General features: G+C 67.0%; 18 protein-coding genes. 13 read left to right on the forward strand and 5 right to left on the reverse strand.

Annotation, left to right across the window (positions count from 1 at the left end):
• Positions 1-226: hypothetical protein (locus L810_RS47445; RefSeq protein WP_218921740.1), on the reverse strand; the 226-nt coding region annotated here is incomplete at its 3' end.
• Between the two features lie 54 nt (positions 227-280).
• Here L810_RS47445 and L810_RS22530 point away from each other — a divergent pair.
• From L810_RS22530 to L810_RS22540, 3 genes are all read left to right on the forward strand, one after another.
• Entirely contained in the window at positions 281-1,471 is a 1,191-nt protein-coding gene (locus L810_RS22530; RefSeq protein ID WP_021160621.1) for an HlyD family secretion protein, read from the forward strand.
• A gap of 254 nt (positions 1,472-1,725) precedes the next feature.
• Positions 1,726-2,922 (forward strand): formaldehyde dehydrogenase, glutathione-independent, encoded by a 1,197-nt coding sequence (gene fdhA / locus L810_RS22535; protein WP_021160622.1) that lies wholly within the window; start codon positions 1,726-1,728, stop codon positions 2,920-2,922.
• Between the two features lie 221 nt (positions 2,923-3,143).
• Positions 3,144-4,058: a LysR substrate-binding domain-containing protein gene (locus tag L810_RS22540; protein WP_021160623.1), complete on the forward strand. Its 915-nt coding sequence runs from the start codon at positions 3,144-3,146 to the stop codon at positions 4,056-4,058.
• On the opposite strand, the gene L810_RS22545 is transcribed toward L810_RS22540, so the two are convergent.
• The 3 genes from L810_RS22545 to L810_RS22555 all read right to left on the reverse strand — a co-directional run bounded on the left by L810_RS22545 (position 4,047) and on the right by L810_RS22555 (position 7,561).
• Entirely contained in the window at positions 4,047-4,934 is an 888-nt protein-coding gene (locus L810_RS22545; RefSeq protein ID WP_042975718.1) for a DMT family transporter, read from the reverse strand. The genes L810_RS22540 and L810_RS22545 overlap by 12 nt on opposite strands.
• A 170-nt stretch (positions 4,935-5,104) precedes the next feature.
• Positions 5,105-5,875, reverse strand: a complete 771-nt coding sequence (locus L810_RS22550; protein ID WP_042975713.1) for a hypothetical protein — start codon at positions 5,873-5,875, stop codon at positions 5,105-5,107.
• A 264-nt stretch (positions 5,876-6,139) separates the two neighbouring features.
• A complete protein-coding gene (locus tag L810_RS22555; protein ID WP_042975714.1) occupies positions 6,140-7,561 on the reverse strand; it encodes an aminotransferase-like domain-containing protein in 1,422 nt (473 codons plus the stop codon).
• A gap of 271 nt (positions 7,562-7,832) precedes the next feature.
• On the opposite strand from L810_RS22555, the gene L810_RS22560 reads away from it, so the two are divergent.
• Positions 7,833-9,245: a discoidin domain-containing protein gene (locus tag L810_RS22560; RefSeq protein ID WP_021160628.1), complete on the forward strand. Its 1,413-nt coding sequence runs from the start codon at positions 7,833-7,835 to the stop codon at positions 9,243-9,245.
• A gap of 59 nt (positions 9,246-9,304) precedes the next feature.
• Here L810_RS22560 and L810_RS22565 read toward each other — a convergent pair whose 3' ends face one another.
• Positions 9,305-10,330 carry a GlxA family transcriptional regulator gene (locus tag L810_RS22565; RefSeq protein ID WP_042975715.1) on the reverse strand — a complete coding sequence of 342 codons (1,026 nt, stop codon included), beginning with the start codon at positions 10,328-10,330 and terminating at the stop codon, positions 9,305-9,307.
• A gap of 445 nt (positions 10,331-10,775) precedes the next feature.
• Here L810_RS22565 and L810_RS22570 point away from each other — a divergent pair, with 445 nt between their 5' ends.
• The 9 genes from L810_RS22570 (at position 10,776) to L810_RS22610 (ending at position 22,215) form a co-directional block, all read left to right on the forward strand.
• A complete protein-coding gene (locus L810_RS22570; RefSeq protein WP_021160630.1) occupies positions 10,776-12,050 on the forward strand; it encodes a serine hydroxymethyltransferase in 1,275 nt (424 codons plus the stop codon).
• 31 nt (positions 12,051-12,081) lie between these two features.
• A complete protein-coding gene (locus L810_RS22575) occupies positions 12,082-13,053 on the forward strand; it encodes a dipeptidase (protein ID WP_021160631.1) in 972 nt (323 codons plus the stop codon).
• A 142-nt stretch (positions 13,054-13,195) separates the two neighbouring features.
• Positions 13,196-13,729 carry a DUF5943 domain-containing protein gene (locus L810_RS22580; protein WP_021160632.1) on the forward strand — a complete coding sequence of 178 codons (534 nt, stop codon included), beginning with the start codon at positions 13,196-13,198 and terminating at the stop codon, positions 13,727-13,729.
• Positions 13,730-13,797: 68 nt separating this feature from the next.
• Entirely contained in the window at positions 13,798-15,861 is a 2,064-nt protein-coding gene (locus tag L810_RS22585) for an NADH:flavin oxidoreductase (protein ID WP_021160633.1), read from the forward strand.
• Positions 15,862-15,864: 3 nt separating this feature from the next.
• Positions 15,865-17,790 carry a (Fe-S)-binding protein gene (locus tag L810_RS22590; protein WP_021160634.1) on the forward strand — a complete coding sequence of 642 codons (1,926 nt, stop codon included), beginning with the start codon at positions 15,865-15,867 and terminating at the stop codon, positions 17,788-17,790.
• A 4-nt stretch (positions 17,791-17,794) separates the two neighbouring features.
• Positions 17,795-18,964, forward strand: a complete 1,170-nt coding sequence (locus L810_RS22595; protein ID WP_021160635.1) for an electron transfer flavoprotein subunit alpha/FixB family protein — start codon at positions 17,795-17,797, stop codon at positions 18,962-18,964.
• Positions 18,961-19,746: an electron transfer flavoprotein subunit beta/FixA family protein gene (locus tag L810_RS22600; protein WP_021160636.1), complete on the forward strand. Its 786-nt coding sequence runs from the start codon at positions 18,961-18,963 to the stop codon at positions 19,744-19,746. Before L810_RS22595 ends, L810_RS22600 begins: the two co-directional genes overlap by 4 nt.
• 52 nt (positions 19,747-19,798) lie before the next feature.
• The gene (locus tag L810_RS22605) at positions 19,799-21,040 is read left to right on the forward strand and encodes an aromatic ring-hydroxylating oxygenase subunit alpha (protein WP_021160637.1); all 1,242 of its coding nucleotides are present in this window, start codon (positions 19,799-19,801) and stop codon (positions 21,038-21,040) included.
• Positions 21,041-21,066: 26 nt separating this feature from the next.
• Positions 21,067-22,215, forward strand: coding sequence for a hybrid-cluster NAD(P)-dependent oxidoreductase (locus L810_RS22610; protein WP_021160638.1), 1,149 nt, complete (start codon positions 21,067-21,069; stop codon positions 22,213-22,215).
• Positions 22,216-22,271 lie beyond the last annotated feature (56 nt).

Genomic DNA, 22,271 nt, shown 5'->3' on the forward strand with positions numbered 1-22,271 from the left:
CCGCCACGACCGCATCCGCCGCGAACGCGGGCACATCGGCGGCGGGGCCGTCGGCCGATGCGCGTGCGCGGAGCGTGGCCGTCCCGCAGGTCGTCGCCGCATCGGATACCGGTGCCGCACGACGCGACGACGCGGCACGCACGCCGGCCGTCGGCGCGACGCCTCGCGGCACCGCCGTTCCCGCGCGCACGGCGGCTGCTACTCCGGCGCCGAGCCAGTCGGTCATGCCGCCGATCCCCCTGTTCCAGCACGATCGTCTGATCGTTACGCAAAGCGACTGATGCACCACGACAACCTACATACCGCCGCGCCGCCGGCCGCACTGAACGATCCTGCACTCGACGCGCGCCGCGCGACGCGTCGCAAGCGCTTCATCGTGTTCTTCGCGGTCGTGCTGGTGGCCGCGCTTGCATGGATCGCATACTGGTTGCTGAGCGATCGTTATTACGAAGACACCGACGACGCGTACGTGGCCGGCAGCATCGTGCAGGTCGCCGCGCAGATCCCGGGATCGGTGACCGACGTCGTGGTCGCCGATACGCAGGCCGTGCGCGCCGGCCAGACGCTCGTGAAGCTCGATGACACCGAGGCGTCCGTCGCGTTCGCGCAGGCGAAGGCGCAGCTCGCACAGGCCGTGCGGCAGGTCGCGAACGCGAAGATCTCGAACACGATGTACGTCGAGGCCGTAAACGCGCGGCGCGCCGACCTGTCGCTCGCGCAGCGCGCGTTCGCCGCGCGCTCCGGTGCATCGGTCGAGATCGTCGCCCCCGAGGAACTCGCACGTGCACGGGCGGCGGTCGCCGGTGCGCAGGCGAATCTCGCGGCCGCGCAGGCGCAGCTCGACGCGGCGCGCGCGCTCGGTACCAGGCTGCCCGTCGACGAAAACCCGGCCGTCGTGCAGGCGGCCGCGCAGTTCAAGCTCGCGTACCGCAACCTGAAGCGCACGACGATCGTCGCGCCCGTCGACGGCACGATCGGGCAGCGTTCGGTGCAGGTCGGCCAGCAGGTCGGGCCCGGCGTGCCGCTGATGTCGATCGTGCAGCTCAACCAGCTGTGGATCGAGGCGAATTTCAAGGAAGGGCAGATTCGCCACATGCGCATCGGGCAGCCGGTCGAGGTCGTGTCGGATCTCTACGGCTCGCGCGTGACCTATCGCGGCCGTGTGCAGGGCTTCTCGGCGGGTACGGGCAGCGCGTTCTCGATGCTGCCGTCGCAGAACGCGGCCGGCAACTGGATCAAGGTCGTGCAGCGCGTGCCGGTCGTCATCGCGCTCGAGCCGCGCGATCTCGCCGCGCATCCGCTGCGCGTCGGGCTGTCGATGCGCGCCACGGTCGACACGCACGACCGCAACGGCCATGCGCTCGACAGCGAGCCGCCGACGCCGGCCGTCAGCACGCGCGTGCACGACGGGGTGGCGAGCGACGCGGAAGCGGCGGCGGCCGCGATCATCCGCGAGAATCAGGGCGGGTAGCGCCTGCCCGGGAGAGGGGCGGCCGATCGCGACGACCGGCCCGTCACCGTGTGTCACGCCGCCCGCGAAACCTTTCCATCGGTTCCCGCCCGACTTTCGTATTTCCGCCATCGATGTCGGCGTCGTTCAAACGCGTGTCGCGTTTGAGACATCGGCGCCCCTGCCTCCGGGACTACTCTCGAACAGCACGTTGCGCGTGCGCCGGATGGCGCCGGCGCGCCGCGGCGCCACCAACGAGACATGGAGACAATACGATGAGCAGCAATCGAGGTGTCGTCTATCTTGGACCGGGCCAGGTCGAAGTCCAGAAAATCGATTATCCGAAGATGGTCGATCCGAGCGGCCGCGCGATCGGCCACGGTGTGATCCTGAAAGTGGTCAGCACGAACATCTGCGGTTCCGACCAGCACATGGTGCGCGGCCGCACGACCGCGCCGGTCGGCCTCGTGCTCGGTCACGAAATCACGGGCGAGGTGGTCGAGATCGGCCGCGACGTCGAAACGCTGAAGCTCGGCGATCTCGTGTCGGTGCCGTTCAACGTCGCTTGCGGCCGCTGCGCGATGTGCAAGGACACGCATACGGGTGTGTGCCTGAACGTGAACCCGTCGCGTGCCGGCGGCGCCTATGGCTACGTCGACATGGGCGGCTGGATCGGCGGCCAGGCCGAGTACGTGCTCGTGCCGTATGCCGATTTCAACCTGCTGAAATTCCCCGACCGCGACCAGGCGATGGCGAAGATCCGCGACCTGACCTGCCTGTCCGACATTCTGCCGACCGGCTATCACGGCGCGGTGAGCGCGGGCGTGAAGCCGGGCTCGACGGTCTATATCGCGGGCGCGGGCCCGGTCGGGATGGCGGCGGCCGCATCGGCACGCCTGCTCGGCGCGGCCGTGACGATCGTCGGCGACATGAACGCGGAACGCCTCGCGCACGCGAAGGCGATGGGTTTCGAGACGGTCGACCTGTCGAAGGACGCGTCGCTCGGCGAGCAGATCGAGCAGATTCTCGGCGTGCCCGAGATCGACTGCGCGGTCGACTGCGTCGGCTTCGAGGCGCACGGCCACGGCTCGGCGGGCCACGCGGAAGAGGCTCCGGCCACGGTGCTGAACTCGCTGATGGAAATCACGCGGCCGGCCGGCGCGATCGGCATCCCGGGCCTGTACGTGACGGACGATCCGGGCGCGAAGGACAAGGCCGCGCAGCACGGCAGCCTGAGCATCCGCTTCGGCCTCGGCTGGGCGAAGTCGCACTCGTTCTTCACGGGTCAGACGCCGGTGCTGAAGTACAACCGCAACCTGATGCAGGCGATCCTGTTCGACCGTCTGCCGATCGCGAAGATCGTCAACGTCGAAGTGATTTCACTCGACCAGGCGCCGGAAGGCTACAAGAAGTTCGACGGCGGCGCACCGCGCAAATTCGTCATCGACCCGCACGGGTTGCTGGCGGCGTGACGCGCTAGCGTCCGACGCGCGCAGCGCGTCACGCAAAACGGGCGGCACCGGAAACGGGTCGCCCGTTTTTGCTGAGGAAGCACGGGGAAGGGCAGGTTGCGCGCGGGTAGCGCGCGGGCCGGAACGCTTGCGCACCGCCGATCCCGGCCGCACGGAATTGCTGCGATAATCGTCGCCCGTTCCCGACCCATCGCCGCCGCCGCCCGGCGCCGCATCCACGAATGGCCAAGTCACTTCCCCTCGCCGCGTTGCACACGTTCGTCGAAGTGGCGCGCTGCGGCAGCATGAAGCAGGCGGCCGACCAGCTCTGCATTTCGCCGGGCGCCGTCAGCCAGCATGTCCGCAATCTCGAGGATCGCCTTGCCGTGCGCCTGTTCGAGCGCACCGGCCGCGAGCTCGAGCTGACCGGCACGGGCCGTGCGCTGTTCGATCAGCTCGCCGGCGGCTTCAACGAGATCGAGGCCGCATGGGCGAACGTGCACGGTGCCCATCGGCGCATCGTCCGACTCGCCGTGACGACCACCGCCTCCTTCGCGAACACGTGGCTCGTGCAGCGCCTCGGCGCGTTCAATGCCGCATACCCCGAAATCGAAATCACCGTCGAAACACGCGCGCAACTGGTCGACCTGCGTCGCGACTATGTCGACGTCGCGATCCGGCACGGGTTGGGCCAATATCCCGGGCATGCATCGTTCCGCATCTGGACACCCGAGCTGTGGCCCGTCTGCAGCCCGCAACTGCTCGATCCCGCGCGCCCGATCGCCACGCCGGCCGACTGCCTGTCGTATCCGCTGCTGCAGGACGCGGACCGCGCCGACTGGGCGCTGTGGCTGCGCGCGCAGGGAATCGAGGATGCCCGTGCGCCGCGCGGCGCGAGCTTCAGCGAGGATGCGTTGCTGATCAAGGCGGCGGTCGCCGGGCAGGGCATGGCGCTGGTGCGCGACATCTATGCGCGGGACGAAGTCGCGGCCGGCCGGCTGGTGCGCGTGCTCGCGCGGCCCTGGCCGACCGAACTGTCCTATTACGTCGTGTGCAGCGAAGCGCGCCGGCACGAGTGGAAGATCGCCGCGTTCCGCGACTGGCTCGCGAGCGAGATCGGCAGTGGCGACGACGGCCCGCGCGATCTACTGGCGTGACCCGCGCACGGCGGCGGCTGCGAACCCCTTGAGCTTGCCGGTCGCGAGCGCGGTGCCGAGCAGGATGATCGCGCACCCGGCGACCGTCTGCACGGTGATCGTCTCGTGCAGGAAGATCGCGCCCCATACGACACCGAAGATCGGGATCAGGAACGTGACCGACGCCGCATATTGCGCGCCCGCGTTGCGGATCAGCCCGAAATACAGCAGATAGGCGACGGCCGTGCAGATCGCGCCGAGCAGCACCACCGCGATCCACGCGGACGCGTGAACTGGGCCGTGCGGCCACATCGGCAGCGCGAGCGGCACGAGTGCGACCGCCGCGAACAACTGGCTGCCGAACGCCGACACGAACGGCCTGACATTCGCCAGCTTGCGCTTCGAGTAATGCGCGGCGAACCCGTACGACAGCGTCGCGAGCATCGCGGCGGCGATCGCGCGCGGTGCGCCGGGCGTGCCGGCGCCGACCGCGGACCCGGCGAGCACGACGACACCGGCAAAGCCCAGCGCGAGGCCGATCGCCTGGGGTCTCGTCAGCGGTGTACGCAGCCATGCGAATGCGACGATCGCGGTCCACAACGGCGTCGTCGCATTCAGGATCGAATCGGTGCCGGCCGTCACGAACAGCGCCGCGTAGGTCAGCAGGCAGAACGGCAGCGCCGAGTTCGCGATGCCGACGACGAACAGCGGCACGACGTGCGAGCGGAATTCCTGTCGCGCTTGCGCGTTGCGCAGCACCGGCGACAACAGCACGGCCGCGATCGCGACGCGCAGCGCGATCAGCGGAACCACGCCGAATTCCGGCGCACCCATGCGCATGAACAGGAAGGACGCGCCCCAGATGGCAGCAAGGGTCACGAGCTGTAGTGCATTCATCGACGGCTCCGTTCGGTGGATCGGGTGAGCGGCCGGAACGCGATACGCGCCGGCGCGGGCGAATGACCCATTGAACGTCACGCATGCGTCGCGGCGCAAACGAGGTTTTGCGAGGGGCGGTTTAGAAAAATGAATCGACGCAAGCGCGTGCACGGATTGCGTGTACGCGCTCAGTGGCCGCGATAGAGCTGGGCGAGTTGCGTATTGCTGGCGGTGGTGGTGCGTCGCGCACGCGCGGTGTGTGCGGTGTGCGCGCTCACTCGGTGGAAAACGCGGGCGCGATGCGCGGCATTGCGACCGGCTTTCAGGTCGGCCACCCGAACCGTGGCGGCGGCATGCGGCCGATCGGGTGCACGGTTGGCCGGCGCGGCCCGCGCGACCGTGGTCCGTCCGGCGGCTTCGCCGACATCCGGGCTGCGCTGTCGCGCGGCCGCCACCTGGGTTCCATCAGTCGAATGAAACGGATAGGCGGGCGCCGGCAGGACCGGCAGCACGGGATCGTTCGACACGTACGCACCCGCATCGCTCGTCGTCGCGCCCGATATCTTCGAGCCGCGACAGACCGGATCGGTATTGCACGTCCGGTCGACCATCACGTAGCCGCCGACCAGCAGCACGAGCGTCAGGATGCTCAGGATCGGCGCGCTCGATGCGCGCGGCTGCCGGAACGCCGCGTTGCGAAGCGTCCGCGTGACGCGCGACGACCACGTATCGAAGCGCCGCACCGCGTGCGGGGTGCGCGCGTCGTCCGGCGTGCGGTGAACCGGATCGAACGGCCAGTCCCACTGGCCGCAAACGGGGCAGTGCTCGAGCGCGCGGAAGGCCACGAAGCCGCATTCCCTGCAGCGGCAGCGGGCAGTGCGCCGCGCGTCGGCTCGCGCGTTCAGGATCGCGCGCCAGTCGTCGCGTGCGCGGGACGTCCGATTGGGCAGGACTCGCATCGCCGGAAGCGGGCAGGCGCTGTCAACGAGGCGAACGTTCGCCGGTCGACATGACGCTGTCCTGCAAGGCAACCGATCGGCCCGAGCCGGAATCCGGCGGCGCGTGCGTCGCCGACGGTCGTGCACATGCGGTGCTCATGGGATTCTCCGTGACGTCGGGTGGGCGGAGCACGTTCTTCCGCGGTTACCTTCCGCTTCATTCTTGGCTGCCTGCGCGTGAAACGCAATGCGCAAAAAGGAGCATCGCGACGTGCACGTTTCGTGCTATCCGTCCTGCCGCTGCCGGGCCGCGAGCGTCCCGATGGTCTCCATCGCGTGCTCGACGGCCGGTGTCCACGGCCGGCCGTAATTGAGCCGAAGAAAGCGGCGGAATCCGCCGGTTGCGGAAAAGATCGGCCCCGGCGCGATGCTGACGCCGTTTTCCATCGCATCGTCGAACAGGTGCATCGCATCGACGCGCGGCGGCAGTTCGATCCACAGGAAATACCCGCCGCGCGGCGCGAACACTTCGGTGCCGTCCGGAAAATACGTCCGCACGGCCGCCAGCATCTGCGCCTGGTGCGCGGCGAGATTGCGGCGCAGCTTGCGCAGGAAGCGGTCGTACGCACCATCGCGCAGGTAGTTCGAAAGCGCCATCTGCGCGGGCACGTCGGCCGCCGGCGCGCCCACGCCTCTTGCCTGACGGATCTGCCGCACGTAGCGTCCGGCCGCGACCCAGCCGATCCGGAACCCGGGCGCGAGGCATTTCGAGAACGAACCGCAATGCAGGACGAGCCCGCTGTCGTCATACAGTTTGGCCGGGCGCGTGGGTGCCGTTCCGAAATGCAGCTCGCCATAGACGTCATCCTCGATCAGCGGTACGCCGCGCGCCGTGAGCAGGTCGATCAGCTCGCGCTTGCGCTCGTCGGTCAGCGTCGCGCCGGTCGGGTTGTGGAACGACGTCATGAACCAGCATGCCCGCACCGGATGCGTGTCGAGCGCCGTTTCGAGCGCATCGAGATCGAGGCCGGTGCGCGGGTCGACCGGAATCTCGACGGCTTTCAGGTGCAGGCGCTGCACGGCGTCGAGGGCCGCGTGGAATGCCGGGCGCTCGATCGCGACGATATCGCCCGGGCGGGTCAGTGCCTGCAGGCTGAGCGTCAGCGCTTCGAGCGCGCCGGTCGTGATGACGATCTCGTCCATCGGCAACGCCGCGCCTGCGTTCAGGTAGCGCAGCGCGATCTGGCGGCGCAGCGTGTCGTAGCCGGGCGGCAAGCCGGACAGCAGCGCCGTGCGATCCATGTTGCGGGCCGCCGACGCCATCGCGCGCCACAGGCTGCTCATCGGGAACAGGGAATAACTGGCGAAGGCCGAGCCGAGCGGAACGATCTCGTCGCGTTTGAGCGAGTCGAGCAGGCGGAACAGCACATCGCCGCCGCCGGTCGGCTCGGCGGCCGGCTTGCGCGGCGGATCGCGGGCGAACCGCACGTGCTTGTCTTCGAGGTTCGCAACGAAATAACCGGAGCGCGCCCGCGCGACGATCAGGCCCTCGCCTTCGAGCGCGTAATACGCGCGAAACACGGTGGACGGGCTCACGCCATACACGCGGCAGGCCATGCGCACGGTGGGGATGCGCGCACCGGGCGGCAGGTCGCCGCGGTGGATTGCGTCGGCGATCGTTCGTGCGAGCACAGCGTATCGCTTCATGCCAGCCCTCCGCCCGATCGGGGCCTTGCCGAAAAAAGAGTAGCACGGCACCCGTCGCGTGCAAGCGCGCCCCCAATTGCTGATCCGCATGTTTTTGCCGGGCTCTGATTCTTTTCTTTCGTCTGACAAGCCGGCATGCTCTCGAGCAATCCGCGTTCCCGATGTCCGACCGACCGGAATCGACGCTGCCCGACGGCGGACTCCTGGCCCGCGCAACATCCTGCGCGGGATCTTTTCTGCGGCGTCACAACCTTGCCCGGAAACATTCAGCGTGAAATTGAAGACTCTCGTCGCCGGCCTCGTGGCCGGCATCGCCCTCAACCTGTCGAGCGGCATCGCAACGGCCGCCTGCATCAGCAATCCCGCCGCCCAGCCGAACGCGACGTTCCCCGCGGCACTCACCGGCAAGCTCGTCTACCACAGCTACGTGAAGTACGGCGACGGCACGAGCCAGCTGTTCCTCTACGACTTCTCGGCCCATACGCTGACGCAACTGAGCAAGAGCACGTGGGGTATCACCGATCCGATGAACGGCGTGTTCAGCCCCGACGGCAAGTGGCTCGCGTTCATGGGCATCAGCAACGGCGCATGGAACGTGTTCATGCTGCAGCTCGGCGCCGGTACGCCGCCCGTCAACCTGACGAACAGCACGGGTGCCACGCGCAACGAGGATCCGAAGTTCAGCGCCGACGGCAAGACGCTCGTGTTCAAGCAGAACGGCGACGTCAAGCAGGCGACGCTGTCGTACACGAGCGCGGGCCCGGTGTTCACGTCGGTCGTGAGCCTGACGAACGCACCGGCCGGCGCCGAGTATTCGATGCCGTATCTCGCGCCCGATTCGAGCGCCGTGTACTACGCGACGGGCACCGGCGCGAACATGGGGCTGATGAAGCGCACGCTCGCGACCGGCGCGACCGCGACGTTCGACAATCCGGCCGGGCTGCAGACGTACTACCCGATCGTGCGTGCGGACGGCATGGTGTTCTACGCGCGCTGGAAAGACAGCGGCCAGGCCGACCAGATCTATACGAAGACCGCCGACCCGGCATCGACGCCGAACGCGTTGCCGATCAACGACTGCGTGAGCAACAACTCCGATCCGGCACCGGTGAACGGCACGAACTACGTGTTCTTCTCGTCGACGACGGCGGGCGGTTATCAGCTCTACGTCGGTGACGTGACGACCGGCCAGCGCTGGAGCCTGTCGCCATTCGGCGTGAATGCCGACACGACGAAGGCCAAGCTCGGGGCGAGCTATTACGGCGGCCCGGCCGGCGCGCAGCCGGTGCTGCTGTCGCAGGGGCATCCGGCCGCTGCGTCGGCGAGCTACAACGCGTCGCTCACGCCGGACAAGGCGTTCGACGGCAACACCACGGGCACGCGCTGGGATTCGCCGGAAGGCGCCGGTGCCGGTTCGCAATGGATCTCCGTGGATCTCGGCGCGGCGAAGCGCATCGATCACGTCGATCTGTACTGGGATGCGGGTGCGCTCGTTTATCAGATCCAGACATCGAACGACAACGTCAACTGGACGACGATCTATTCGACGAGCAACGGCGGTTCATATACCCACGTCACGCTGCCGAATCTCAACGGCAGCGGTCGTTACGTGCGGATGCTCGGCACGAAGCGCGCGACGCAGTGGGGTTATTCGCTGTACGAAATGCAGGTGTGGGGATCGTAAGCGCAAGGAAAAAACGGCCTTTTAGGCCGTTTTTTTTCATGCGCCAATCACAGCGACGCTCACGCATGCAGCACGTGCGCGGGAAAGGCGGGGCTGGCGCTCGCCGCACCTTGCGCGAGCGGCGCGACCTGCTTGCGGCGTTCGCGGGTCGGCGCGACGCCGAACGCGTCGCGATAGCTCTTGCTGAAATGGCACGCCGACTGGAACCCGCACGCCATCGTGATGTGCATGATCGACATGTCGGTCTGCAGCAGCAGTTCGCGCGCCCGGCGCAGCCGCAGCGTCAGGTAGTAGTGTGTCGGCGTCATGCCGAGGTGTTCGCGGAACAGGCGCTGCAGTTGCCGCTGCGACATGTTCGCGAGCCGCGCGAGCTCCTCGCGCGACAGCGGCTCCTCGATGTTGTTCTCCATCAGCGAAATCACTTCGAACAGCGACTTGTTCGCCGAGCCGAGGCGCGCGACGAGCGGCATGCGTTGCTGCGCGCTCGTGTCGCGCACGTGTTCGACGATGAACTGCTCGGCGATCTGCGTGACGCGCGCGGTGCCCACGCGCGCGGCGATCAGGTTCAGCATCATGTCGAGCGGTGCGACGCCGCCCGTGCACGTGATGCGGTCGCGGTCGATCACGAACAGTTCCTTCAGGAAGCGCGTATCCGGAAACTCCTCCTTCAGCGCCGACATGTTCTCCCAGTGGATCGCGCATGCGTAGCCCGCGAGCAGCCCCGACTTCGCGAGCGCATACGTGCCCGTGCACAGGCTGCCGAGCGGGATGCCCGCGCGTGCGAAGCGGCGCAGCGTCGACAGATGGGCGGGCGTGGTCGCGCGTTGCACGTCGACGCCGCCGCACACGAACACGATGTCGGGCTGCCCCACGCACTCGGCCGGGCCCGTATCGACCGTCAGGCCGTTGCTCGCGGTGACCGGGCCGCCTTCCGGGCTGATGACCGACCAGCGGTAGAGCGGCTGGCCGCTCAGGTAGTTCGCCATCCGAAGCACCTCGATCGCATTGGTGAACGCGATCATCGTGAAATTCGGTAACGGCATGAACGCGAAGTGGGACAGCGACGCTGTGCGGTCGGGGGACATGGGGAGCTTCCTGAAATCTCTAATAGCTATAGGCCCGGGGCACGGATCGGGCTGCGGTATTGTGTGAGCCAGCGCAACAAGCGTGCCATACGGCTAAACCCTAGCTCCATACGTTGTATGGCTGAAAGCCGCATGCTGCACTGCACCGTATTCGTGAGGCAGTGCACCCCGACCGGGCGGCAATCGCACCGACGGCGTGCCTGTTCATAGGTGAACCGTCGACGGCGATTTGCTTGGTCATCCGAAAAAGCACGACCGGTCACTTGTATAAAACGGACGCGGATGGCGGAAAAGGCAAAGAACGCGTCTAAATTCATCAATCCGCCGAAAATCCGAACGACAAGAATAGAGCCGTCGGCAGCCTTGTACGGGACGAGCGGGAAACCCAGGCAGGGCGGGCCTTGAGCTTCGGTTTCAGCCCCTTATTCTTCGTCACGGACGCACTATGTCGAACACCCAGCCTTTCTTCTCGCAGTCCCTTGCCGAGCGCGACGCGCCGGTGCGCAGCGCCATCCTGAAGGAACTCGAGCGTCAGCAGTCGCAGGTCGAGCTGATCGCGTCGGAAAACATCGTGTCGCGAGCCGTGCTCGAGGCGCAGGGCTCGGTGCTGACCAACAAGTACGCGGAAGGCTATCCCGGCAAGCGCTACTACGGTGGCTGCGAGTTCGCGGACGAAGTCGAGGCGCTGGCGATCGAGCGCGTCAAGCAGATCTTCAATGCCGGTTATGCGAACGTGCAGCCGCACTCGGGCGCGCAGGCGAACGGTTCGGTCATGCTCGCGCTGGCCAAGCCGGGCGACACGGTGCTCGGCATGTCGCTGGATGCCGGCGGCCACCTGACGCACGGCGCGAAGCCGGCGCTGTCGGGCAAGTGGTTCAACGCGGTCCAGTACGGCGTGAACCGCGACACGATGCTGATCGACTACGACCAGGTCGAAGCGCTCGCACACGAACACAAGCCGAACCTGATCATTGCCGGCTTCTCGGCATACCCGCGCGCGCTCGACTTCGCGCGCTTCCGCGCGATCGCCGACAGCGTCGGCGCGAAGCTGATGGTCGACATGGCGCACATCGCCGGCGTGATCGCCGCGGGCCGCCACGCGAACCCGGTCGAGCATGCGCACGTCGTCACGTCGACCACCCACAAGACGCTGCGCGGCCCGCGCGGCGGCTTCGTGCTGACCAACGACGAGGACATCGCGAAGAAGATCAACTCGGCCGTGTTCCCCGGCCTGCAGGGCGGCCCGCTGATGCACGTGATCGCCGGCAAGGCGGTGGCGTTCGGCGAAGTGCTGCACGCGGACTTCAAGACCTACATCGACAACGTGCTCGCGAACGCCCAGGCGCTCGGCGAAGTGCTGAAGGCGGGCGGCGTCGATCTCGTGACCGGCGGCACCGACAACCACCTGCTGCTGGTCGACCTGCGCCCGAAGGGCCTGAAGGGCGCGCCGGTCGAGCAGGCGCTGGAGCGTGCGGGCATCACCTGCAACAAGAACGGCATTCCGTTCGACACCGAGAAGCCGACCGTCACGTCGGGCATCCGCCTCGGCACGCCGGCCGGCACGACGCGCGGCTTCCGCGTCGCGGAGTTCCGCGAGGTGGGCCGCCTGATCCTGGAAGTGTTCGACGCGCTGCGCGCGAACCCGGAAGGCGACCACGCGACCGAACAGCGCGTGCGCCGCGAGATCTTCGCGTTGTGCGAACGCTTCCCGATCTATTGATCCGACCGACCCGACAATACTGGAGCTACTCATGAGCACGCTGCATCAAGACAGCATCATCATCGACGGTCTGAACATCTCGAAGTTCGAGAAGCCGGTGTTCGAAGACATGCGCCGCGGCGGCATCACGGCCGCGAACTGCACGGTGTCGGTCTGGGAGAACTTCACGAAGACCGTCGACAACATCGGCGTGATGAAGAAGAAGATCCGCGACAACAGCGAGCTGCTGACGCTGGTGCGCACGACGGAAGACATCTTCCGCGCGAAGAAGGAAGACAAGACCGGCGTGATCCTCGGCTTCCAGAACGCGCATGCGTTCGAGGACAACATCGGCTACATCGAGGCGTTCGCCGACATGGGCGTGCGCGTCGTGCAGCTCTGCTACAACACGCAGAACCTGGTCGGCACCGGCTGCTACGAGCGTGACGGCGGCCTGTCGGACTTCGGCCGCGAAGTGATCACCGAGATGAACCGCGTCGGCATCATGGTCGACCTGTCGCATGTGGGCGGCAACACGTCGTCGGAAGCGATCGCGTTCTCGAAGAAGCCGGTGTGCTATTCGCACTGCCTGCCGTCGGGCCTGAAGGAGCATCCGCGAAACAAGAGCGACGAACAGCTGAAGGAGATCGCCGACGCGGGCGGCTTCGTCGGCGTGACGATGTTCGCGCCGTTCCTGAAGCGCGGGATCGAAGCGAACATCGACGACTACATCGAGGCGATCGACTACGTCGTCAACCTGATCGGCGAGGACGCGGTCGGCATCGGCACGGATTTCACGCAGGACTACGCGAAGGAATTCTTCGACATGCTGACGCATGACAAGGGTCGTTATCGCCAGCTGACGAACTTCGGCAAGGTGATCAACCCCGACGGCATCCGCACGATCGGCGAATTCCCGAACCTGACCGCCGCGATGGAACGCCACGGCTGGAAGGAGTCGCGCATCCGCAAGATCATGGGCGAGAACTGGGTGCGCGTGTTCAAGGACGTGTGGGGCGCGTAAGCGCCGCGAACGCCGGACCGCCTCACCCGCAGCGATTCAACAACAAAAATCGGGACGTGCCCGCGCAAGCCGCGCGGGCACGCGGACGATGTCGCGCCCGCGCATTGAGCCGCGCGACCCATTTCCTCACGGAGTCACCACGATGCAACCGCAACTGCCGATCAACGTCGATCCCGATACCGGCGTCTGGACCACCGACGCGCTGCCGATGCTGTACGTGCCGCGCCACTTCTTCACGAACAATCACGTCGCGGTCGAGGAAGCGCTCGGCGTCGAAGCGTATGCCGAGATCCTCTACAAGGCCGGCTACAAGTCCGCTTACCACTGGTGCGACAAGGAAGCGAAGCTGCACGGCCTGACCGGCATGGCCGTGTTCGAACACTACCTGAAGCGCCTGTCGCAGCGCGGCTGGGGCCTGTTCTCGATCATCGAGGCCGACCCGGCGAGCGCCCGCGCGAAGATCGAACTGCGCCACTCGTCGTTCGTGCTCCAGCAGCCGGGCAAGGAAGGCAAGCTCTGCTACATGTTCGCGGGCTGGTTCGCGGGCGCGATGGACTGGGTCAACGACACGACGCCGGAAGGCAAGGGCGCGCCGCGCGCGTTCTCGAAGGAAGTGCAGTGCGCGGCCGAGCATCACGACCACTGCATCTTCGAAGTGTCGCCGATCGCGCACTGACGCATTGATTCACTGAAGCAGAACAACACCCGCAACACGAGACATTCGAACGCCAGAGGTCGCCAGCGATGCGTTATCCCCACCTGTTCAAACCCATGCAGCTGAACCAGCTGACGCTGCGCAACCGGATCGTCAGCACCGCGCATGCGGAGGTGTATGCCGAGCCGGGCGGCCTGCCGGGCGACCGCTATATCCGCTACTACGAAGAGAAGGCGAAGGGTGGCGTCGGCCTCGCGATCTGCGGCGGGTCGAGCCCGGTGTCGATCGACAGCCCGCAGGGCTGGTGGAAGTCGGTGAACCTGTCGACCGACAAGATCATCGATCCGCTCACGCGCCTCGCCGACACGATGCACAAGCACGGCGCGAAGATCATGATCCAGGCGACGCACATGGGCCGCCGCTCGTCGTTCCACGGCGAGCACTGGCCGCACCTGATGTCGCCGTCGGGCGTGCGCGAACCCGTGCACCGCGGTAACGCGAAGATCATCGAGATCGAGGAAATCCGCCGCATCATCGGCGATTTCGCGGCGGCCGCGAAGCGCGTGAAGGCGGCCGGCATGGACGGCATCGAAATCTCGGCCGCGCACCAGCACCTGATCGACCAGTTCTGGAGCAAGCGTTCGAACCACCGCACCGACGAATGGGGCGGCAGCCTGGAAAACCGCCTGCGCTTCGGTATCGAAGTGCTGACGGCCGTGCGCGAGGCGGTCGGCAAGGATTTCTGCGTCGGCCTGCGCATGTGCGGCGACGAATTCCACGAGGACGGCCTCGATCACGAAGCGCTGAAGGAAATTGCGCAGGCGATGTCGGAGACGGGCCTGATCGATTACCTGAGCGTGGTCGGCTCGGGCGGCGACACGCACAACACGATCGCGAACTGCATGCCGCCGATGGCACTGCCGCCGGAGCCGTTCGTGCACCTCGCGGCCGGCATCAAGTCGGTCGTGAAGATTCCGGTGATGCATGCGCAGAGCATCCGCGACGCGGGCCAGGCCGAGCGCCTGCTCGCGACCGGCATGATCGACCTGGTTGGCATGACACGCGCGCAGATCGCCGATCCGCACATGGTGATCAAGATCCGCGACGGCCGCGAAGACGAAATCAAGCAGTGCGTCGGCGCGAACTACTGCATCGACCGCCAGTACAACGGCCTCGACGTGCTGTGTATTCAAAACGCCGCGACGTCGCGCGAAGCGACGATGCCGCACATCATCGAGAAGTCGCGCGGCCCGAAGCGCAAGGTCGTGGTGGTCGGCGCGGGCCCGGCGGGCCTCGAGGCGGCGCGTGTCGCGAAGCTGCGCGGCCACGACGTGGTGCTGTTCGAGAAGAACGCCGAAGTGGGCGGCCAGGTGATGATCGCCGCGAAGGCGCCGCAGCGCGAACAGATGTCGGGGATCATCCGCTGGTTCGACATGGAAACGAAGCGCCTCGGCGTCGATCGCCGCCTCGGCGTGGCGGCCGACGAGAAGATGATCATGGCCGAGAAGCCGGACATCGTCGTGCTCGCCACCGGCGGTTCGAGCTTCACGTGGCAGGTGCCGGGCTGGGGCGTGGCCGAGGGCCTCGCCGTCAGCTCGTGGGACATCCTGACCGGCAAGGTCGAGCCGAAGCAGAACGTGCTGCTGTTCGACGGCGTGAGCACGCATGCCGGCGCGGGCGTGGCCGACTTCATGGCGAGCCGCGGCTCGAAGGTCGAGGTCGTCACGCCGGACGTGAAGGTCGCCGACGATTGCGGCGGCACGACGTTCCCGATCTTCTATCGCCGGCTGTATGCGTTCGGCGTGATCCCGACGCCGAACACGATGCTCGATCGCGTCTATGAAGAGGACGGCAAGCTGATCGCCGTGCTGCGCAACGAGTACACGGAAGAACTCGAAGAACGCGCCGTCGACCAGGTGGTGATCGAGAACGGTTCGTCGCCGAACGACGAGCTGTACTGGAAGCTCAAGCCGGAATCGGTGAACCGCGGCCAGATCGATCCGCACACGCTGTTCGCGGCCGAGCCGCAGCCGTGCCTGTCGGAAGAACTCGGCAACGGCCGTTTCCTGCTGTTCCGTGTCGGCGACTGCATCTCGATGCACAACGTCCACGGTGCGATCTACGACTCGCTGCGTCTCGTGAAGGATTTCTAAAAGATGAACCCGTCCTTCCTCATTACCGCCCTGTTGTGGCTGTCGGTGGCGGGGCTCGCGTTCGCGGTCGCGAAGCGCTCGTCATACTGGCGGCTCGGCCGCGCCACGGCGCCCGGCGCGTTCGGCGTCGCGAACCTGTTCGCGATCCCGAAGCGTTATTTCGTCGACCTGCACCACGTGGTCGCCCGCGATCCGTACATCGCGAAGACCCACGTCGCGACGGCCGGCGGCGCGATCGGCGCGCTCGCGCTGGTATTCATCAACTACGGCCTCGCGATCTACTCGCCGTGGCTCGACAAGCTGATCTTCCTCGCGGCGCTCGCGATGCTGGTCGGTGCGGTGTTCGTGTGGCGCCGGCGCGCGGCGAAGGACGTGCCCGCACGGTTGTCGAAAGGCCCGTGGAATACGCTGCCCTGGCTGCTCGGCTCGTTCGCGCTCGGCCTCGTGCTGTTCATGCTGGTGCCGACCGGCGCGATGTCGGGCGCGTTCGCGGTGCTCTGCGCAGTGCTGATCGGTGTCGGCGCATTCACGATGACGGTCGGCGCCGCGAAGGGCGGCCCGATGAAGCATGCGATCGCCGGCCTGCTGCACCTTGCCTTCCACCCGCGACAGGAACGCTTCGCGGCCACCCGTGAATCGTTCACGGGCAACGGCACGGCCACGCCGCCGACCGCGCTGAAGCTGCCGGACATCGAGCATCAGGAGTACGGCGTCGAGAAGCCGGTCGAATTCCGCTGGAACCAGCTGCTGAGCTTCGACGCGTGCGTGCAGTGCGGCAAGTGCGAAGCCGCGTGCCCCGCGTTCGCGTCGGGCCAGCCGCTGAACCCGAAGAAGCTGATCCAGGATCTCGTCGTCGGGATGGCGGGCGGCACCGATGCGGCATACGCGGGCAGTCCTTCGCCGGGCCTCGCGGTCGGCCAGCATCGCGGCGAGCCGAACGGCCCGATCGTGTCCGGCCTGATCGAGGAGCAGACGCTGTGGTCGTGCACGACCTGCCGCGCATGCGTGCAGGAATGCCCGATGCTGATCGAGCACGTCGACGCGATCGTCGACATGCGCCGCAACCGCACCCTGGTGCACGGCACGGTGCCCGGCAAGGGCCAGGAAGTGCTCGCGAACCTGCGCGAGACGGGCACGATGGGCGGCTACGACACGGCCGCGCGCTACGACTGGTCGGTCGACCTGAGCGCGCCCGTCGCGCAGCCCGGCAAGCCGGTCGACGTGCTGTTCGTCGCGGGTGAGGGTGCGTTCGACATGCGCTACCAGCGCACGCTGCGCGCGTTCGTCAAGGTGCTGAACAAGGCGGGCGTCGACTACGCGGTGCTCGGCTCGACCGAAACCGATACGGGCGACGTCGCACGCCGGCTCGGCGACGAAGCGACGTTCCAGCAGATGGCGAAGCGCCTGATCGGCACGCTCGGCACGCTGTCGTACAAGCAGATCGTGACGGCCGACCCGCACGTGATGCACAGCCTGCGCAACGAATACCGTGCGCTCGGGCTGCGCGTGACGGTCAAGCATCACACGACGTTTCTCGCCGAACTGGCCGACAGCGGCAAGATCGCGCCGAAGGCCGTCGAAGCATTGCGCGAGAAGCGCACCACGTATCACGACCCGTGCTACCTCGGCCGCTACAACGGCGAGACGGAAGCGCCGCGCAAGCTGCTGAAGACGATCGGCATCCAGGTCGTCGAGATGGAGCGCAACGGCATGCGCGGCCGCTGCTGCGGCGGTGGCGGCGGTGCGCCGCTGACCGACATTCCCGGCAAGCAGCGCATTCCCGACATCCGCATCGCCGACGCGCGCACGATCGGCGCGGACGTGGTCGCGGTTGCCTGCCCGAACTGCACGGCGATGCTCGAAGGCGTCGTGGGCCCGCGCCCCGACGTGCTCGACGTGGCCGAACTCGTCGCCGCCTCGCTGGAGTGAATCGATGAACACGATCAAACGAATCGATCCGCGCCGGCCGTTCATCATCACGGCCGCGGGCCTGAAGCGCATCACGCTCGGCGAGGAAGGCAGCGCCGATGCGAGCGCCGCGCACTGGTCGGCGCACGGACATGGCGCAGCGGCCGCGAAGCCGCGCCGCGCGGTGCAGGACCCGAAGCACGTGATGCTGGTGGTGGCGCACGGTGAACGGGGCGCGCTCGACGATCATTCGCGGCAGGCGATCGCCGCCGCCGCATTGCTCGCCGATGCCCAGACCGAAGTCGCGCTGCTCGCGTTCGGCGAACTGAAGGACGACGTGGCCGAACTGGGCGTCGACAAGCTGCTCGAGTTGACCGGCTTCGATCGCCGCACGTTCGATCCCGAAAGCGAACTGCAAGCATTGCAGGCCTGTGTGGCCGCACTCGCGCCGAAACACGTGTTCATGCCCGACAACGCGACGGGCGACGGCGATCTCGGCCGGCGTTACGCGGCGGCCGCCGGCGCGAGCGTCGCGACCCACGTCGTCGAGATCGACGCGAAGCATGTCGGCGTGTATGCGCAGGCCGGGCGCGCCTTCGCCACCCGTGCGCTGCCCGACGTGGTCCTGCTCGCGCAGAACGCGGTGGACGCGAAGCTGCCGTTCGTCGGCGCGGGCGAGCGTCTTGCTGCCGACTTCATCCGCCCGGCCCATGACGCCGCCCAGCCGTATCGCGATCTCGGCCTCGATGAAATCGACGCTGCCCAGGTCGCGCTCGAGGAAGCCGATTTCATCGTGTCGGCCGGCAACGGCGTATCCGACATCGGCGCGTTCGAGCGGCTGGCCGGCGTGTTCGGCGCGGCGATCGGCGCCAGCCGCGTCGCGGTCGACAACGGTCACTTCACGCGCGACAAGCAGGTCGGCGCGACCGGCAAGACGGTCGAGGCGAGCGTGTATATCGCGTTCGGCATCTCGGGCGCGGTGCAGCACCTGCAGGGGATCAAGGACTGCCGCCACGTGATCGCGGTGAACCTCGACGGCAGCGCACCGATCGCGAAACGCGCGAACCTGACGGTGGTCGGCGATGCGCAGGCGACGATCGCCGCGCTGATCGAGCAGGTGCAGGCCGCGCGCGCCGCGCGTGGAGAATCGCCGGCCGCGGTCGGCACCCGTGAACCGGAAGGAGTCGCCGCATGAACGCCCCCCGTCCCTTGCAACGCATCGCGGTGCTCGTGTCCGTCGGCCGTCATCCGGTCAGCGGCGTCGCGCGCTACAGCCGCAACGACGCGGCCGCGCTCGAAACCGGCCGCCAGCTCGCCGAGCAGCATCGCGCGACGCTCGACGTGATCCACGCCGGCGATCCCGCGAGCGCGGCGCTTGCCGAATATCTCGCGCTCGGCGCACGGGAGGTCGAGGTGCTGGCCTGCCGCGATAGCGACGATGCCGTCCACGCGCTCGCCGCGCGTATCGACGGCTACGACCTCGTGCTGACCGGCACGCGCGCCGAGGGCGCGTACGACACCGGCATGCTGCCGTATCGCATCGCCGCGGCGCTCGGCTATCCGCTGGTCGGCTCGGCCGTCGACGTGACGGTCGAGGGCGGCCGTGCGGCGGTCCGGCAATTTTTGCCGAAAGGGCTGCGGCGGCGCGTGGACGCGGCACTGCCGGCCGTTGTCGCCGTCCACCCGCTCGCGAATGCGGAGCCGCGTTATGCGTATGCGCGGCTGCGCGCCGGGGCGATCCGGCCCGCGCTCGCGGCGCCTGGCGCGGACGCCGACGCGGCTGCGTGGACGGTCGGCCCGGTCGAGCGTAAACCCGTAAAGCTGGTCGCCGCCGAGAAGCGCTCCGGGCATGCCCGGATGCTGTCCGCGACGACGACCGAAAGCCGTGGCGGCAACGTCGTAAATGAAGGGAGTTCGGTCGAAAAAGCACAAGTGATCCTCGCGTATTTGCGCGAGCATCAGCTCATCGACTACTGATTTTGATGCCTGTCGGCAAGAACCCAGGGATGCAAGGAATCCGGAGCAAACGATGAAAGTATCGGCAGACATTCGTGCATTGATCGAGCGGCGCAAGGAAGGTTACAGCCTCGAAGCGCCGTTCTACACGAGCGAGGACATCTTCGCGCTCGACATGGAGGCGATTTTCCGCCAGCACTGGATCCAGGTGGCGGTCGAGCCGGACATTCCCGAGCCGGGCGACTACGTGACCGTGGAGCTGGGGAGCGATTCGATCCTGATCGTGCGTGACGACGACATGGCGATCCGCGCGTTCCACAACGTGTGCCGTCACCGCGGCGCGCGCCTGTGCAACGAGGACAAGGGCTCGGTCGGCAACATCGTGTGCCCGTACCACAGCTGGACCTACAACCTGACGGGCCAGCTGATGTTCGCCGAGCACATGGGCGAGAAGTTCGACCGCTGCAAGCACAGCCTGAAGTCGGTGCACGTCGAGAACCTCGCGGGCCTGATCTTCATCTGCCTCGCCGACGAGCCGCCGGTCGATTTCGCGCAGCTGCGCGCCGAGATGGAGCCGTACCTGCTGCCGCACGACCTGCCGAACACGAAGATCGCCGCGCAGATCGACATCATCGAGGAAGGCAACTGGAAGCTCACGATGGAGAACAACCGCGAGTGCTATCACTGCGTCGCGAACCATCCGGAGCTCACCATCTCGCTGTACGAATACGGTTTCGGCTACCAGCGTTCCGACGCCAACGCGGAAGGCATGGATGCGTTTGCGGAAACCTGCGTGCGGCGCGGCAAGGAGTGGGCCGAGATGGGCCTGCCGTCCGCCGAGATCGAGAAGCTGCTCGACGTGACGGGTTTCCGCACGCAGCGCCTGCCGCTCGATCGCCACGGCGAATCGCAGACGCTCGATGCGAAGGTCGCGTCGAAGAAGCTGCTCGGCGGCTTCGACAAGGCCGACCTCGGCGGGCTGTCGTTCTGGACGCAGCCGAACTCGTGGCACCACTTCATGAGCGATCACATCGTGACGTTCTCGGTGATCCCGCTGTCGGCCGGCAAGACGCTCGTGCGCACGAAGTGGCTCGTGCACAAGGATGCGAAGGAAGGCATCGACTACGACGTGAAGAACCTCACGGCCGTGTGGAACGCGACCAACGACCAGGATCGCGCGCTCGTCGAGTTCTCGCAGCGCGGCGCGACCAGCAGCGCGTACGAGCCGGGCCCGTATTCGCCGTTCACGGAAGGTCTCGTCGAAAAATTCTCGGCCTGGTACATCGGCCGGCTCGCCGAAAAAACCGGCGCGTAGTACCCAGCACTGAAGCGGAGTTACAGATGATGCGAGATGCGGCCAATTTCGAGCCGGTGGACAGCCGGGTCACACGCCCGGCGTTCTGGAACGCCCTTCCCGAGCGCTGGACGAGCGACGTCGAGGAAACGCTGGTGTGTTGCCACGTGCGGCAGGAAACGCACGACGTGAAGAGTTTCTTCTTCCGTTCGCCGCAGGGCCGCTCGTTCTCGTTCGAGCCCGGGCAGTTCCTCACGCTCGAGCTCGACATCGACGGCGAAACGATCAACCGCTGCTACACGATCTCGTCGTCGCCCGCGCGGCCGCACACGGTGTCGATCACGGTGAAGCGCGTGCCGGGCGGCAAGGTGTCGAACTGGCTGCACGACAACCTGCAGCCGGGTGCGCCGGTGCGCGTACTCGGCCCGGCCGGCGAATTCACGTGCGCACGACATCCGGCGCGCAAGTACCTGTTCCTGTCGGCGGGCTCGGGCGTCACGCCGCTGATGTCGATGAGCCGCGCGCACCACGATCTCGCCGAGGATCGCGACATCCTGTTCGTGCACAGCGCACGCACGCCGGACGACATCATCTTCGCGCGCGAGCTCGACCTGATCGCGTCGAACCACACGAATTTCCGCACGTCGTTCGTCGTCGAGCGCGTCGGCGCGCGCACCAACTGGCCGGGCGTCACGGGCTTCCTGACGCTGCCGCTGCTGAAGCTGATCGCACCGGATTTCATGGAGCGCGAGATCTTCACGTGCGGCCCCGCGCCGTACATGAAGGCCGTGCGCGACCTGCTCGACGAAGCCGGTTTCGATCGCAAGCAGTATCACGAGGAGAGCTTCTCGTTCGAAACGCTCGCGCAGACCGCAAGCGACGAACTGCTCGCCGATCTTGCCCCGCCCGCCGAAGGCGCCGACACCGATACGAAGCAGTACACGGTCAGCTTCGCAAAGAGCAATCGCGAGATTTCATGCGGCTCGGAGCAGCACGTGCTGGATGCGGCGCGCCAGTCCGGCGTGCGGCTGCCGGCCTCGTGCACGCAGGGCATGTGCGGCACCTGCAAGGTGAAGCTCGTGTCGGGGCAGGTTGAAATGAAGCACAACGGCGGTATCCGCCAGCGCGAGATCGACCAGGGGATGGTGCTGCTGTGCTGCAGCAAGCCGCTGTCGGATCTCGTGATCGACAAGTAGTCGAAACTCGCCATCGGCTGTCCGGGCGCGTCGCGTCCGGACAAGCATCCGTCGGA

Source organism: Burkholderia sp. AU4i, from assembly GCF_000466765.1.
Lineage (GTDB): Bacteria > Pseudomonadota > Gammaproteobacteria > Burkholderiales > Burkholderiaceae > Burkholderia > Burkholderia cepacia.

Coding starts and splice junctions, on each gene's coding strand:
- L810_RS22530 (WP_021160621.1), top strand. CDS start 281: ATGCACCACGACAACCTACATACCGCCGCGCCGCCGGCCGCACTGAAC.
- fdhA (WP_021160622.1), top strand. CDS start 1,726: ATGAGCAGCAATCGAGGTGTCGTCTATCTTGGACCGGGCCAGGTCGAA.
- L810_RS22540 (WP_021160623.1), top strand. CDS start 3,144: ATGGCCAAGTCACTTCCCCTCGCCGCGTTGCACACGTTCGTCGAAGTG.
- L810_RS22545 (WP_042975718.1), bottom strand. CDS start 4,934: ATGAATGCACTACAGCTCGTGACCCTTGCTGCCATCTGGGGCGCGTCC.
- L810_RS22550 (WP_042975713.1), bottom strand. CDS start 5,875: ATGCGAGTCCTGCCCAATCGGACGTCCCGCGCACGCGACGACTGGCGC.
- L810_RS22555 (WP_042975714.1), bottom strand. CDS start 7,561: ATGAAGCGATACGCTGTGCTCGCACGAACGATCGCCGACGCAATCCAC.
- L810_RS22565 (WP_042975715.1), bottom strand. CDS start 10,330: ATGTCCCCCGACCGCACAGCGTCGCTGTCCCACTTCGCGTTCATGCCG.
- L810_RS22570 (WP_021160630.1), top strand. CDS start 10,776: ATGTCGAACACCCAGCCTTTCTTCTCGCAGTCCCTTGCCGAGCGCGAC.
- L810_RS22575 (WP_021160631.1), top strand. CDS start 12,082: ATGAGCACGCTGCATCAAGACAGCATCATCATCGACGGTCTGAACATC.
- L810_RS22580 (WP_021160632.1), top strand. CDS start 13,196: ATGCAACCGCAACTGCCGATCAACGTCGATCCCGATACCGGCGTCTGG.
- L810_RS22585 (WP_021160633.1), top strand. CDS start 13,798: ATGCGTTATCCCCACCTGTTCAAACCCATGCAGCTGAACCAGCTGACG.
- L810_RS22590 (WP_021160634.1), top strand. CDS start 15,865: ATGAACCCGTCCTTCCTCATTACCGCCCTGTTGTGGCTGTCGGTGGCG.
- L810_RS22595 (WP_021160635.1), top strand. CDS start 17,795: ATGAACACGATCAAACGAATCGATCCGCGCCGGCCGTTCATCATCACG.
- L810_RS22600 (WP_021160636.1), top strand. CDS start 18,961: ATGAACGCCCCCCGTCCCTTGCAACGCATCGCGGTGCTCGTGTCCGTC.
- L810_RS22605 (WP_021160637.1), top strand. CDS start 19,799: ATGAAAGTATCGGCAGACATTCGTGCATTGATCGAGCGGCGCAAGGAA.
- L810_RS22610 (WP_021160638.1), top strand. CDS start 21,067: ATGATGCGAGATGCGGCCAATTTCGAGCCGGTGGACAGCCGGGTCACA.